This window comes from Arthrobacter sp. TRD_SC_6, from assembly GCF_055361185.1.
On the sequence record NZ_CM143953.1, the window covers coordinates 2,559,374 to 2,572,628 of the forward strand.

Consider the following 13,255-nt stretch of genomic DNA (forward strand, 5'->3'; position numbering starts at 1 on the left):
GGTTCTCCCCGCTCGGTCCTAGGCTCGGCGCGCGCTCTTTTGAGCGTCGGCTTCCTTCTGCCGGGCGATGACGGTTTTCTCCTCGAGTGGTGCTTCGCCGCTCGCGCGCATTGAGCGTGCGTATGCCCGAGACTCGTCCTGAAGTTCGCGTTCGGCGCCTGTCGCGATGGCGGCACGGAGGTGCTCAGGTCCGTATCCGAAGGCATCGACGAGGTCCACGGCATGCGGCCGCAGTTTGGCCAGCAACCGGTTGATGTAGGGGCCGAGGGTGCGGGCGCGTTGCGCTGAAAGCCTGCCATTAATGAGGTACCAGGCAAGGTTGTCCTCAATCAGGCACAGGCCGAAGAGATCGCGCAACCAGGTCAGCACCTGCCGGGTTCCCGGGTCGCTGGTCTTCGCGAGTGCGGCCGTGAATGCTTCCCATTGGAGAAGTTCGGCATGCGCCCGGGCAGCTTCGATGAGCTCGTGCTGGTGCTGGTTGAAGAGAGCAGCAGCTTCATCCTGCGAGAGCCGCCGAGCCCCGCGCAGCGCACCGGCCAGTTCGCCGACCATCGCGTCAACGCGGCCGCAGAGCAGCTCGTGCTGTGTCCGTTCATCACGCAGCGCGATGGCGGACTTTCGCTCAGATCCTGTATCCACGACCGATTGGAGTACCCGGCGAAGGCCCGTGCGGTGAAGTGTCCGGTCGGCTGCCTGGCTAGCGACGAACCGCGCCAGGACACCGAAGTCGACTCCTTGGAATTCCTTTGCATAGTCAGCGAGGAGGCGTTTGGCGACGAGTTGCAGCAGGACGTTATTGTCGCCTTCGAAGGTGGTGTAGACATCAAGGTCGGCACGCAGGGAGGTGAACCTGTTCTCGGTCAGGAATCCCGCTCCGCCACAGGCTTCACGGCACTCCTGAAGCGTGTCCAGGGCCATCCACGTAGAGAGCGGCTTCAGCGCCGCCGCCAGGGTCTCTAGGTCCTGGCGGTCCTCGTCCGTGTCGTGGGCTCCTGAGAAAACGCCGTCGAACTTCTCAAGCAGTTCCTCGTGGGCGAACGAAGCAGCGTAGGTCGTGGCCAGGCGGGGGAGCAGGCGGCGCTGATGCAGCTGGTAATCCAGCAGGACCTCCTCCGACAACTCGGAAGCAGTGGTGAACTGCCGCCGCTCCACGGAATACTGGATTGCTGTTTTGAGCGCGAGTTTGCTGACCGCGACCGCTGCCCCATCGAGTGATACGCGGCCCTGAACCAACGTTCCGAGCATGGTGAAGAAGCGACGGCCTGGGGAAGCGATGGGGGAGGTGTAGGTGCCCGTGGCGTCAACGGTGCCGTAGCGGTTGAGGAGGTTGGCGCGGGGAACGCGAACCCCGGTGAAGTGCAGGCGCCCGTTGTCGATACCGTTCAGGCCGCCCTTCAACCCGTCATCTTCTCCGCCGATACCTTCGAGGAAGCGTCCGTCAGGGTCCCGCAGCTCCACGTAGAAGGCGTGAACGCCATGATTCACACCGCGCGTTATGAGCTGGGCGAAGACCACGGCCGCCTTGCCGTCCTGGGCTGCGTTCCCGATGTAGTCCTTCCACGCGGCCCTGAACGGAGTGTGAAGGACAAACTCGTCGGTGTCCGGCGAGAAGACGGCCGTAGTTGCGATGCTTGATACATCGGAGCCATGGCCTGTCTCGGTCATGGCGAAACACCCGGGGATTTCCATGTTCATGATTCCCGGCAGCCACGCGCGGTGGTGTTCCTCTGTGCCGAGGTGCAGCACGGCGGCACCAAAGAGACCCCACTGCACGCCTGCCTTGATCTGGAGGGAAGGGTCAGCGACAACCAGTTCTTCGAAGCCCGCGATGTTGCCGCCATGATCGTCTGAGCCGCCGAGCTCCTTCGGGAAGGCCCGGTGGACCGCCTTCGCTTCCACGAGATGGTGCAACTGCTCAAGGCACCGTGCGCGGTGCTCTGCGGAGGACAGCCCTTCAGTCTTGTGAACCGCAGGCTCACCTGCCAACGCCCGTGCAATCCGCCGGGTAGCCGCCCAACGGCCGAGCAGTTGTTCTCCCAAAGCTGCTACGTCCACTACCGCGGCGTCGTTGTCCTGGATTGCGACGGTAGCGGGTACCGAGAGTTCGGGCCGTGCGGTATCGGTGAGGTCCGTCATGATTCGTCCTTCGTATGGAGGGCATAGCCCGGTGTCAGAGGAAGCGTTGCCTGGGGCACCGAAGCGGCGATCCCGTCGAACAGCCATGCGGTGATGGAGTCAGCCAGCTCCGGCTCGGAGGGGCGCTGTGGCCCCACCGGCGTAGAAAGCCACTGCTCTCCCGCTGCGCGGACCATCCCGATGGCGGCCCTCGGCCAGAGATTGAGCGAAAGGGGAGTTGAACTGCCTGTCACCCGCTCGTCGAGGAGCGTGCTCATCGGCCGTGCAAGCATGGTGGAGATTTCTTCGAAAAAGGTGCTCAGAGTTGGTGTTCCGTCCAGCACCGCCACCCCGCCTTCATTACCGGACTGGGTGACGAATGCATATACGTTGGGCGACTTCTCGGCCATTTGGAGGTAAGTGGACACCATGGCACGCAACCCCTCCCTGGGTGTTGTCGCCAGGCGTGCAGCCTCCAGCAGCTGGCGCTGCATCTGGCGGACGACCACCTCACCCATCGCCCTCTGCAGGCCGGCTTTATCGCTGAAGTAACGATAGAAGACGGATTTCGAGGTCTCGGCTGCGGAGGCGATCTCTTCCATCGAGGCACCCGGTCCGATTCTGTGCACAGCCTTGCGCGCAGTCTTGATGAGCGCAGTCCGACGGGCCTCGCGGTGCTTCTCCCAGCGGCTTGACCGTCCGTCAGGGGGAGCGGGCGCCGTCAAGTTTCTCTCGAGCGTCTGATTCACGATACTCAGCGTATCAGGTACGCTGGGTATCGATAACTCACGGGACCGCGTACCGTGACGCCAGTTACCTGGCTTTCCTGAGTACCCACACCCGTCTGGGCCTTTGAAGGAGCAGCATGACCACCAGCACCCCGCAACACGACCCTTCCGCAGCCAAGGACGTTTCCGCGCCCAGGGTGCCGCGCCCCGCCGTCGTCATCGGTGGCAACCGCATACCATTCGCTCGCTCCGGGTCCGCCTACGCTTACGCGTCGAATCAGGACATGCTCACCGCAGCGTTGGACGGTCTGGTGGCACGTTTCGGGCTGCAGGGCGAGCGCATCGGTGAGGTAGCCGCAGGTGCCGTCCTCAAGCATTCACGCGACTTCAACCTGACGCGTGAGGCCGTCCTCGGCTCGGCGCTAGCACCAGACACGCCCGCCTATGACCTTCAGCAGGCCTGCGCAACGGGTCTTGAAACGGTCATCGGCTTGTCCAACAAAATCAAGCTGGGCCAGATCGAATCAGCGGTTGCAGGCGGGGTTGACTCCGCCTCGGATGCTCCCGTCGCAGTCAGTGAGGGGTTCAGGCGAGTACTGCTCGACCTCTCGCGGGCGCGCACCGTGCCCCAGAAGCTGGCGGCGCTGCGCAACCTGCGCCCGGCCGACCTCAAACCGAACGCTCCTTCTACTTCCGAGCCCCGCACAGGCCTGTCCATGGGGGAGCACCAGGCCATCACCACCGCGCGCTGGAACATCAGCCGTCAATCCCAGGATGAGTTGGCACTTGCCAGCCACACCCACCTGGCGGCCGCGTACGACCGCGGGTTCTTCGATGACCTGGTAACGCCATTCCGGGGCGTGGTGCGGGACGGAAACCTCCGCGCTGACACGTCGCTCGAGAAGCTTGGAGCGCTCAAGCCGGTCTTTGGTAGAAGCCTGGGTGCCGAAGCGACCATGACCGCCGGTAACTCCACGCCGCTGACCGACGGCGCTGCTGTGGTGCTGCTCGGGTCCGAGGAATACGCCCGTAAGCACAATCTGCCGATGCTGGCCAATGTAGTGGACGCGGAGGCCGCAGCCGTCGACTTTGTCAACGGTAAGGAGGGCCTTCTCATGGCGCCGGTCTACGCCATGCCGCGGCTGCTTGAGCGGAACGGAATGACCTTTGCGGACTTCGACTTCTTCGAAATTCACGAGGCTTTCGCCGGCACGGTGCTCTCTTCCCTGGCGGCCTGGGAGGATGAGGATTTCTGTCGGACCCAACTCGGCCTGCCCGGCGCGTTGGGCAGGGTGGACCGCAGCAAGCTCAACGTCAACGGCTCCTCACTCGCGGTGGGCCACCCGTTTGCTGCCACGGGTGCGCGAATCGTCGCATCCCTCGCCAAGTCGCTCGCCGAGAAGGGCTCCGGCAGGGGACTGATCTCTGTCTGTGCGGCTGGCGGCCAGGGCGTCGTCGCTATCCTGGAGGCGCGCTGAGAATGGGCGACACCTACCTCAATCTCGTCAACTCCGCGCCCCTGAACAGGGTTGCCAAGGCCATCGGCTTGCCCCGCCCGGTTCCCCTACGGCGCTACGAAAGCGGAACCCCACTCGTTCCCGGTCCTGTACTGGTGCTCGGCACAGGCCAGGGAGCTGACCATCTGGCCCGCGTCCTACTTGGATGGGACCTCGATGTGCGGCGCCATCTTGGGCCGAAGGAAAAGTTCGGGGCCGCCGTCGTCGTCTTCGACGAAATGTCAAACCCTGGGGGCCTGTCGCCTGTCTTCCTCGAGTTGGGCTCCGTACTGCGCCAACTGCTTCCAGGCGGGCGGGTGGTGAGCGTGTCAAGGGGGATTACACCCGGCTCCGAGCCCGAGGCCGCCGCAGCGCAGCAGGGCGTCGACGGCGCGCTCCGCAGCCTCGCGAAGGAGCTGCGGGCCGGCGCAACAGCAAACGGAATCCTCCTCGGGAGGACCGTGGACGTGGACGCAGCCAGCGTGAGTGCAGCCCTGCGCTTCCTCCTCTCCGGCAAGAGTGCCTACGTCGACGGGCAGTTTATTTCGGTGCGCTCCGCCCACGGCTCGCTTCCCGCGGACTGGGACCTGCCTCTGGCGGGAAAGACGGCCGTTGTGACCGGGGCGGCGCAAGGAATCGGCGCTGAGATCGTCAGGGTGCTTGCCCGGGACGGAGCCCAGGTGATTGGAGTGGACGTACCTGCAGCAGGGGAGCGCCTTGCCCGCGTGGCCAACAGCGTGGGAGGTACTGCGCTGCAGGTCGATGTCACAGCCGACGATGCCGCCGAACGGATCCTCCATCATGCGGCGGCACGCTACGGCAGCCTCGACATCGTGGTGCACAACGCTGGCATCACCCGCGACCGCCTGCTCGCGAACATGGACGCGGCACGCTGGGACGCGGTGCTGGCAGTCAACCTGAAGTCCCAGCTGAGCATGAACCGGGTCCTTGCAACCCACGCTGGTTTCAGTTCATCGGGCCGGGTGGTCTGCCTCGCCTCCACCAGTGGAATTGCCGGAAACCGGGGGCAGACCAACTATGCAGCGTCGAAAGCCGGAGTGATCGGGATGGTCCGCTCTACAGCGGAGCTCTGGGGTGGCTCAGGCCGGACCATCAACGCAGTTGCCCCGGGCTTCATCGAAACCGACATGACCGCGAAAATTCCGTTCGCTACCCGAGAGGTTGCCAGGCGCCTCAGCAGCTTGCAGCAGGGAGGCTTGCCGGTCGACGTGGCCGAGGCCGTTGCATTCCTCGGCTCGGATTCCGCGGCAGGAATCAGCGGAGACACGCTGCGTGTGTGCGGCCAGAACCTGGTCGGTGCGTGATGATCGTGCAGCTGGAGGAGCCGCCAAAATTGCTGTCCCTGTATGGCAGGGCGTTGACCCGGTCAGTGAACCCGGGAAAGCGGGCTGGCGCCGCGCAAACCATCCCAGCCGAGCGGCATCGCGCGGAAGGTATGAAGGCGACGGCCGCACGTCTGTCCGCGTTCCAGACACTGATGCGCCAGCCGCCAGGGGACTACCTGCCGTCGGGTTACCTGCATGTGCTTGCATTTCCGGTGGCCATGAGTGTTCTTGCAAGGCCGGATTTTCCGTTGCCGCTTCTGGGCATGGTGCACGTGCGCAACGAAGTCGAGCACTTGCGCCCCCTGGGACAGCACGCGGTCCTCACGATTACCGCCTGGGTGGAAAATCTCACGGCGCACCGCAGTGGAACGCAGGTCGATGCCGTCGTAGAGATTGAGGATGGCGAGGGCGTTGCGTGGCGCGGACGCTCGACATATCTGGCCAGGTCGGTCCATCTGCCTGGCCGGGACGGTGCTGTCAGCGGTCCTATGCAGGAGGAATCCGTGCCCGGTTTTCCGACTGCCGTTTGGCGGATCGATCGCAGTACAGCGCGGCGGTACGCGGGCGTATCCGGTGATTACAACCCGATCCACCTCAGTGGGCCTTCCGCACGTCTACTGGGTCTGAAGCGGCCCATCGCCCACGGCATGTACCTCGCATCGCGCATGGTGGCCGAGGCTGGGCCGCGGGAGACGGTGCCCTTTCGCTGGGAAGTGGACTTCAAGGCGCCGGTTAGCCTGCCGTGTGAGGTATTCCTGGCCGTCGACGCCGACACCTCCGGCCGGTGGAACGGAGCCGACGTCGTCGCATGGGATCCGCGCCGCCGTCGTACGCATTTCACGGGGCATCTGGCGGTTCTGTAGACGGTTCAGTTGCCGAACCAAAAAACTCGCGCGAGATAATTGCATGACCGTTCTTTTATGTCCAGAGTGGGCAGGAGTATTCGGACGACTTTGCGCGAGATCCCAGATTCGGCTGTGATTCGAGTCTCAGGAGGAGCAGACTCCAAGGGTCAGCTACCGCTGACGGTTCATCACGATCGAAATGAGGATTTCGTGAATTCACGAGGTTTGAAGGCAGTCGTTATCGCAGCATCCACGCTGATGGCATCGGCTCTCATGACCGGCGGTGCGGCCAACGCAGCCCCCCAGGCACCGCTCCAGGCGCAAGGCGCCACCGTTTCGCACGTCCAGGCTGAATCACCGGAATCGGTTGCGGCTTACTGGACCCCCGAACGCATGAAAAATGCCAAGCCGGGCAACACGATCAACTCGCAGGGTTGGGCTGAGCAGGGTCGCTCGGTTATGCCCAAAGCGGGGGCCTTCGCAGCGCCCGAGACCAAGGCGGCACCGGTCAAGCGGGCAGGAAGCCCCGCTCCGGTCTCACACATCGGCAAAGTGTTCTTCACCCTTGGCGGCCAGAACTATGTTTGCTCGGCTAACTCTGTCCGAAGCAACAACCAGAACACTGTTGCCACTGCCGGTCACTGCACACATGACCTGAATGCAGGTTGGGCCAGCAAATTCGTCTTCGTCCCTGCCTACAACAACGGCAGTGCTCCGTATGGAACCTGGACTGCAACATCGCTGCACTCCACAACGGAATGGGTGTCCCGTAACGACATCAGCTACGACGGCGCATTTGCTGTCGTCGCTCCCATCAACGGACGGACCCTGACAGCAACCGTCGGCGGCTCGAACATCGGCTTCAACCTCGCGCGCGGCCTGACCTACTCGGCCTACGGCTACCCGGCGGCATCACCGTTCAACGGTGAAACCCTGAAGAGCTGCTACGGAACCGCGTCCCGCGACCGCATCGGCGGGACCCAGTCGCAGGGCATCCCCTGCGACATGACCGGTGGGTCCTCCGGTGGCCCATGGTTTGTTGGCTCCGGTTCCGGCGGGACGCAGAACTCGGTGAACAGCTTCGGGTACAACACGCAGAAGAACGTGATGTATGGGCCGTACTTCGGCAGCTCGATTCAGACCGCATACAACACCGCGTCCAACCGCTAACTCCATCCCCCACCAAAGAAGCCGCCTCCCGCGCACCATTGGGAGGCGGCCTCTTCGCGTCCACAGGCTCGGCGTCCGCGGGATGGACCTGCCTACACTGGCTTTATGAATGCCCACGCCATGCTCGACCTCGCCCGCTCCCTGGATGATAAAGACCCCCTTGCCTACTACCGCATGCTGTTTGTTGGGCACGACGACGGCGCTATCGCCGCGTACCTCGACGGCAATTCTTTGGGGCGTCCCCTGAAAGCCACCGCGGAGCGGCTGGGTGCCTTTGTCAGGGAGCAGTGGGGCGGCCGGCTGATCCGGGGCTGGGATGAATGTTGGTTGAAACTTCCCGAGAAGGTCGGTGACCAAATCGGTCGGGTGGTTCTCGGAGCTGCACCTGGCCAGTGCGTCGTTGCCGATTCCACGAGCGTGCTGCTTTACAAGACGGTGCGGGCTGCCCTTGCGGCACGTCCGGATCGCCGCGAGATCGTCCTAGACCGCGACAACTTCCCCACAGACCGGTTCATTGTGGAAGGCATCGCCGCCGACCGTTCCCTCACCGTGCGCTGGGTGGAGGCAGAGCGCGACGCCGGCCCCACGCCGGAAGGCGTGGCCGCCGCCCTGAGCCAGGACACCGCCGTCGTCGTCCTGAGCCATGTCGCCTACCGTTCAGCCCATATTGCGGACATGCGGGCAATCACAGCCCTGGTGCACGAGGCCGGCGCCCTGATGCTGTGGGATCTCAGCCACTCCGTGGGCTCGGTCCCCGTCGAACTGGATGATTGCGACGTGGACCTCGCGGTCGGGTGCAGTTACAAATACCTCAATGGCGGACCGGGGGCGCCCGCCTGGGCCTACGTCGCCAAGAGGCACCTGAATACGCTCGAGCAGCCCATCCACGGATGGCTCGGCAGTGCGGACCCATTCGGCATGGGCGTGGGTTACGAGCCGGCAGAGGGCATCCGCCGTCTGGCCTCGGGGACGCCCCCGATCCTCGGGATGATCGCGATGCAGGACATGCTCGAGCTACTCGAGGAAGTCGGAATGGATAGAGTGCGGGAGAAATCCGTTCGGCTGACTGCTTTCGCAGTTGAATGCGTGGAGGACTTGATGGGTGCGCAAGGCGTCCGCGTTTCATCGCCAGCAGATCCTGGGGAGCGGGGGAGCCACATCACGATCGACCACCCCGCCTTCCGGACGATGCTCCCCACCCTCTGGGCAGATGGCATCATTCCGGACTTCCGGAATCCAGAGGGTTTAAGGCTTGGTCTGTCGCCGCTTTCGACATCCTTCGAAGAGACATACGCGGGTATCAGGGCGATAACCGATCAGCTCCTGGAGAACGTGTCCGATTAAGTTCTTGGGCAGGTGTCGTGTTAGAGTTTTTCTCGCTGCTTTCGACGGAAACCAGAGCAAAACTGGCCTCGGAAACACCACCCGCGCGGGTGGCGGAATGGCAGACGCGCTAGCTTGAGGTGCTAGTCCTCTTATTGAGGGTGGGGGTTCAAGTCCCCCTCCGCGCACAACAAAAACCCCGGTTCTCCGGGGTTTTTTTGTGCCCTCAACCACGCGAAGTTTATTCTCGACCACACGAGTGCCGAAATCCGTCACCTATGGGACGGCAGTACGCATAGTCACGTACATTGATCAGTGCGTCCGGGCTGTCCGTGGAGTCGTAAGTCTCGCCGGGATGGGGGTGCCCTGGCTCCGCGAAGACCATCACGAGCTCGACGTCCTCAAGCCCACCGGTGGCTCCCAGGAAGCCGCGCGTTATATGGCCCGCCTCCGGAGCCCACTGCGCTTGGCTGCACACGGCGGATCGGACATCGATGTTGCTGCAGGGCATGTACGCCTGGCGCAACAGCTGTGATAGTTCATCGTTCGGACGCATCATGGAGGACCCCACACCTGAAGTTGCCATTGGTTCAAGATAGCCGCAGGGTCCAGCTCCAAGCCATCGCTGCAAGTGCGATCGGCGGGTAGGGTTCAAGCATTGCCGTGCGATGACCTCGGCACACCTACTGGACCTCCGGCGCGGCTGGAAGATACGGGCAGAGCATGCAGATTCAGGAAGCCGGAACCGTGAAGATCCACCCGATCCTGGACGAGGGCGGCTTCAACGACGCCGTCGAATACGTCCGCAGCTACTTCCACAAGGAGAAAGAGTCAGGCAGAAAAGCCTGGACCGGTGCGTACTTCGACACGTGGGCTGGTGGCGGAAATGGTGAGACCGCCAATGAGTTGACCGGCGATGACTTCGTGGCGGTATCTATGCTGTCCGTCAAAGTGCCGGGTAAAGCCGCCGCTGGTTTACTCGGGAAGGCTGACGAAGTACGCGAGCTTCTGGCGGCGCTGCCGGTGGACGCCGACTTCACCAAGCTTGACCGGGATGGGTTCGATCAGCTCCTTGGAGAGGGAAGCCCCGCCGTGAAGTTGTGGCGTCTGCTGCGTTCGCATGGCGACAGGTGGGGGATCGGTGCGACCACGGCCAGCAAGATCATGGCGCGAAAACGCCCGGCCCTCATCCCCATTCATGACTCTGAGGTGGGACCCGAGATGGGACTGCCCGATTCGGATCAGCAGTGGGAGCGGTGGTTTCAGGCATTTCAGGAAGACACGACATTGGCCGATCGCCTCGATCGAATCGGCATAGCCGCCGACGCCCCGCACATCTCCAGGCTCAGGATCATGGACGTTGCGCTCTGGCGTTACGCCACCGACAAACAGCGACCGGACCTCAGCTCTTAGTCGCGCTGCTGCTTGCACCTTCGCTGCCGTTACCTAGAGTCGAGCCTGACAGCAATGGGGGGAGTCAATGAAAGACGTGAAATTTCTGACCGGGTTAGGCATGATCATCTTGGCAATAGCGCTGACTTTCGCGACGCTAAGCCTGATCGGGGAGTCCCCGCTTGGCTTGGCTGCGGTGCTATTCGCCCTCGGCGTTCTCGTTTTGGCTGTCGCTATGGCTCTCGCAATGCGGGCGGCCAGAGATGGCACTGAGCTTGATGCCACCGCTATCAGGATGTCGGATGCGCTGGAGCCCGGACCTGTCGCCCTCGGCGCGGCGCGGCAATTGGCTCAGGAAGTGCTCGACCGTGGACGCGCATTGAGTCAGGTGAGCTTCAAAACTTGGGTTCGCGGCGCTCTTCAGAGTAGTGGGGTCGCATCCCGTACTTCATGCAGCTGAGAGAGCTACGCGTATACACTCCAGCGTCGATCTTATATAGTCACTTATATAGACTTGAAGGAGGGGTTGTGGCCATTACCTCGATAGACATCAACAAAGAAGAACTCAAGCAGGCCAAGCTGCTATCGGGGACCAGCTCGAACCGTGAGACTGTGGACCTGGCCCTGCGGACACTAATCGCGGTCCGCCAGCAGCCTGCCGCCGTTGAGCGCATCATCTCCCGCCGTTTCGAGCCGAGCCAGATCGACGCGCCGACGATTACCCCGCCTGCCACAACTGTGCCTTCTTCGCCCTCTGGAAACAGTGCTGCGCATTTTGAAAACAAGACTGCGTGACGACCTACTTGGTCGACAACAGCATCTGGCAAAGGGCCGCCACCAGTGACTCCATTGCGCGGCGGCTCAGGGAAATATATCCCCGTCATCTCATCATCACGTGCCCGCCTCAGGTGTTGGAGTACTGCCATTCAGCAAGGTCGCGCGAGGAGTACCTGCAGCTCAGAAAAGACATGGACGACCTGCTTGCAGCTTGGGAGCACCCGGACGAGAAAGCCGTTCTGGACATCCAGCAGGCGCTGTGGGACAACGGGCTGATGCGTGCTGCAGCTGCGTTCGACTGCCTCATCGCAGCGTACGCCGTCGCCAATGATGCCGTTGTCCTTAATTCCTATCAGGACTTCGGGTACATCGAGACTGCCACACGCGGAGCCGTCCGCCAGGAATACATCGCCGTGTAAATCGCAGGCCGTGTCTCGAGGGGATCGAAGTGACAACGGAAAAGCGCGACGCGGGGGCACTGAAGCTGAGCCAATATTTTGGCACCCTCGTTACGGCGCACATACTTCTCGAGCACGTGTTCGATGTCCAGAAACTGCTGTTTGAAATTGCCTAATATCGTCAGCTAGGTTTTCGGGTGCATAGGCGGCGGAGTCCAGCAGTGAGATGAAAGGTCGAGCCGGAACCCTCTGCGCTCCCTGCCAGCCTTGGACTCGGTCAACCCGTCGACGAGTACCCTGCAGATCCCGCTCTTCCTTCCAAAGTTGAGGCCATCGACTGAAGTCTCGACGAGTGGCTCGGGTGGGTGTCCCACAGTACGGTCAGCCTCTCCAAGAGTCGGCTGGCAAGTCCGCGCTTCGGCTTGTCGGCCTCCCATGCCGCAAAACATTGCTGAGCACCCGCAAGGCTTCCCTGATAGGCCACCGCGAACTCGTCGGCTTTGTGTTCCTCCGCCCTGCTGACGGCTAGGAACCAGATGATAAGTGGCATCACGGCCGCGAGGGCAAGGCCGACCACCATCACTGGCACAAACGGCGACGCTCCTGTCAGATCCGCCACTGCCAAGCCGCTCGTTCCGGCCAACAACACCAGGATCAATCCAGCGTAGGCCGCCTTGAAAAGACGATGAATCCTCGCCCAGGCCCGTGCGTTCTTCAGGTGTCCCAGTTCATGGGCGATCAGGAAGACCAAGGCATCCGGAGGCAGCTCTGAGGCAGCGCGCCGCGTGATGTCGATCGTTGGTTGACCCTGTCGCAACCTGAATTGGGCGTTTAAATCCGACCCGAAGGCTATCCGATCAACAACCCGGAGGTCTGGCTCACCAAGTCCTGTTGCAGTGCAAATCTTGTGCACCATGCTACGGAGCCGAGTGCGGGCCTCGTGGTCCTCGCAACGGTCCGACCTCACACCGCGGTCGGCGCTTTTCCTTCTCACCATGCCCTGAATCCTCTCTCCGCGTTGCCTTGGGTGGCCGTCGCCTGACAAAAAGATGCGGGTTGGTCTCCTTTCAGAGGGAGACCAACCCGCATCACTGCCAATCGACTGGGTCATCTATTTAACGATGAGCACGACAAGTGCCAGGGCGCCCGCTTGTAGTCGGCGTCGTTTCTGGGTGTGTCGTTCGGCGGAATGGTTGTCCGATACAGCAATGCAAAGCCGATCACTACTAGAAGACCTGCGACCGCCGTCAAAATCCAGTCGAGTGTAGTCATTTATAAGATCTTTCCGGTCGCGAGGACTGTTCGGCTAATCGGCCCTAGCTGCCTTCGCCGCTCGGTCGAGTCGTTGCAGAGTGTGTTCGTGCCGCATCATCGGCCGGTCAACCATTCTTGAGCGGTAAAGATCGAGGATCAGGGGCCAGGGAACAAACCGTATCCGACCGACGATAAGAGTCAGCAGTCACCTCATTGCACTGCACAGACGTCTAGAGGAAAGGGTGGCCGACCAAACCAAGTCGGCCACCCTCATTTCAATTTCTCGACCGATGAGCAGCAAGTTCCTCCGCAATACGGTGGACTTCACGCTCGATCGCTGAATTAGCCCAAAGTGCGCCTGACGCGCCAGGTTCAAAGCGAATATAGAGCGATTCGTTGCTTGGCGCTGAC

14 protein-coding genes and 1 tRNA gene are annotated in these 13,255 nt (G+C 62.4%); 12 read left to right on the forward strand and 3 right to left on the reverse strand.

The window, feature by feature from the left end:
- Nucleotides 1–18: 18 nt before the first annotated feature.
- Nucleotides 19–2,136 carry an acyl-CoA dehydrogenase family protein gene (locus ACWA1U_RS12060; RefSeq protein ID WP_463722423.1) on the reverse strand — a complete coding sequence of 706 codons (2,118 nt, stop codon included), beginning with the start codon at nucleotides 2,134–2,136 and terminating at the stop codon, nucleotides 19–21.
- The gene (locus ACWA1U_RS12065; RefSeq protein WP_463722424.1) at nucleotides 2,133–2,864 is read right to left on the reverse strand and encodes a TetR/AcrR family transcriptional regulator; all 732 of its coding nucleotides are present in this window, start codon (nucleotides 2,862–2,864) and stop codon (nucleotides 2,133–2,135) included. Before ACWA1U_RS12065 ends, ACWA1U_RS12060 begins: the two co-directional genes overlap by 4 nt.
- Nucleotides 2,865–2,980: 116 nt before the next feature.
- Here ACWA1U_RS12065 and ACWA1U_RS12070 point away from each other — a divergent pair, with 116 nt between their 5' ends.
- The 12 genes from ACWA1U_RS12070 to ACWA1U_RS12125 all read left to right on the forward strand — a co-directional run bounded on the left by ACWA1U_RS12070 (nucleotide 2,981) and on the right by ACWA1U_RS12125 (nucleotide 11,766).
- Nucleotides 2,981–4,321: an acetyl-CoA C-acetyltransferase gene (locus ACWA1U_RS12070; RefSeq protein WP_463722425.1), complete on the forward strand. Its 1,341-nt coding sequence runs from the start codon at nucleotides 2,981–2,983 to the stop codon at nucleotides 4,319–4,321.
- A gap of 2 nt (nucleotides 4,322–4,323) precedes the next feature.
- On the forward strand, nucleotides 4,324–5,664 hold the full coding sequence (locus ACWA1U_RS12075) for a 3-oxoacyl-ACP reductase (protein ID WP_463722426.1): 1,341 nt from the start codon (nucleotides 4,324–4,326) through the stop codon (nucleotides 5,662–5,664).
- Nucleotides 5,664–6,548: a MaoC family dehydratase gene (locus ACWA1U_RS12080; RefSeq protein ID WP_463725034.1), complete on the forward strand. Its 885-nt coding sequence runs from the start codon at nucleotides 5,664–5,666 to the stop codon at nucleotides 6,546–6,548. The genes ACWA1U_RS12075 and ACWA1U_RS12080 overlap by 1 nt, the downstream gene beginning before the upstream one ends.
- A gap of 192 nt (nucleotides 6,549–6,740) precedes the next feature.
- Nucleotides 6,741–7,700 carry a trypsin-like serine peptidase gene (locus tag ACWA1U_RS12085; RefSeq protein WP_463722427.1) on the forward strand — a complete coding sequence of 320 codons (960 nt, stop codon included), beginning with the start codon at nucleotides 6,741–6,743 and terminating at the stop codon, nucleotides 7,698–7,700.
- 105 nt (nucleotides 7,701–7,805) lie between these two features.
- Entirely contained in the window at nucleotides 7,806–9,044 is a 1,239-nt protein-coding gene (locus ACWA1U_RS12090) for a kynureninase (protein ID WP_463722428.1), read from the forward strand.
- Between the two features lie 83 nt (nucleotides 9,045–9,127).
- Nucleotides 9,128–9,211 (forward strand) — tRNA-Leu (locus ACWA1U_RS12095).
- Nucleotides 9,212–9,282: 71 nt separating this feature from the next.
- A complete protein-coding gene (locus tag ACWA1U_RS12100; RefSeq protein WP_463722429.1) occupies nucleotides 9,283–9,558 on the forward strand; it encodes a hypothetical protein in 276 nt (91 codons plus the stop codon).
- 188 nt (nucleotides 9,559–9,746) lie between these two features.
- Nucleotides 9,747–10,436, forward strand: a complete 690-nt coding sequence (locus ACWA1U_RS12105) for a DUF6308 family protein (protein WP_463722430.1) — start codon at nucleotides 9,747–9,749, stop codon at nucleotides 10,434–10,436.
- A gap of 67 nt (nucleotides 10,437–10,503) precedes the next feature.
- Entirely contained in the window at nucleotides 10,504–10,875 is a 372-nt protein-coding gene (locus ACWA1U_RS12110) for a hypothetical protein (protein WP_463722431.1), read from the forward strand.
- Nucleotides 10,876–10,943: 68 nt separating this feature from the next.
- The gene (locus tag ACWA1U_RS12115) at nucleotides 10,944–11,210 is read left to right on the forward strand and encodes a type II toxin-antitoxin system VapB family antitoxin (RefSeq protein WP_463722432.1); all 267 of its coding nucleotides are present in this window, start codon (nucleotides 10,944–10,946) and stop codon (nucleotides 11,208–11,210) included.
- Nucleotides 11,207–11,611, forward strand: coding sequence for a PIN domain-containing protein (locus ACWA1U_RS12120; protein WP_463722433.1), 405 nt, complete (start codon nucleotides 11,207–11,209; stop codon nucleotides 11,609–11,611). The genes ACWA1U_RS12115 and ACWA1U_RS12120 overlap by 4 nt, the downstream gene beginning before the upstream one ends.
- A gap of 29 nt (nucleotides 11,612–11,640) precedes the next feature.
- On the forward strand, nucleotides 11,641–11,766 hold the full coding sequence (locus ACWA1U_RS12125; RefSeq protein WP_463722434.1) for a hypothetical protein: 126 nt from the start codon (nucleotides 11,641–11,643) through the stop codon (nucleotides 11,764–11,766).
- 101 nt (nucleotides 11,767–11,867) lie between these two features.
- Here ACWA1U_RS12125 and ACWA1U_RS12130 read toward each other — a convergent pair whose 3' ends face one another.
- Nucleotides 11,868–12,701, reverse strand: a complete 834-nt coding sequence (locus ACWA1U_RS12130; RefSeq protein WP_463722435.1) for a M48 family metallopeptidase — start codon at nucleotides 12,699–12,701, stop codon at nucleotides 11,868–11,870.
- Nucleotides 12,702–13,255 lie beyond the last annotated feature (554 nt).

Bases quoted from the DNA above. Each gene is read 5' to 3' on its own strand.
- ACWA1U_RS12070 (WP_463722425.1), top strand. From the start codon at position 2,981: ATGACCACCAGCACCCCGCAACACGACCCTTCCGCAGCCAAGGACGTT.
- ACWA1U_RS12130 (WP_463722435.1), bottom strand. From the start codon at position 12,701: ATGACCCAGTCGATTGGCAGTGATGCGGGTTGGTCTCCCTCTGAAAGG.
- ACWA1U_RS12110 (WP_463722431.1), top strand. From the start codon at position 10,504: ATGAAAGACGTGAAATTTCTGACCGGGTTAGGCATGATCATCTTGGCA.
- ACWA1U_RS12090 (WP_463722428.1), top strand. From the start codon at position 7,806: ATGAATGCCCACGCCATGCTCGACCTCGCCCGCTCCCTGGATGATAAA.
- ACWA1U_RS12105 (WP_463722430.1), top strand. From the start codon at position 9,747: ATGCAGATTCAGGAAGCCGGAACCGTGAAGATCCACCCGATCCTGGAC.
- ACWA1U_RS12060 (WP_463722423.1), bottom strand. From the start codon at position 2,136: ATGACGGACCTCACCGATACCGCACGGCCCGAACTCTCGGTACCCGCT.
- ACWA1U_RS12075 (WP_463722426.1), top strand. From the start codon at position 4,324: ATGGGCGACACCTACCTCAATCTCGTCAACTCCGCGCCCCTGAACAGG.
- ACWA1U_RS12080 (WP_463725034.1), top strand. From the start codon at position 5,664: ATGATCGTGCAGCTGGAGGAGCCGCCAAAATTGCTGTCCCTGTATGGC.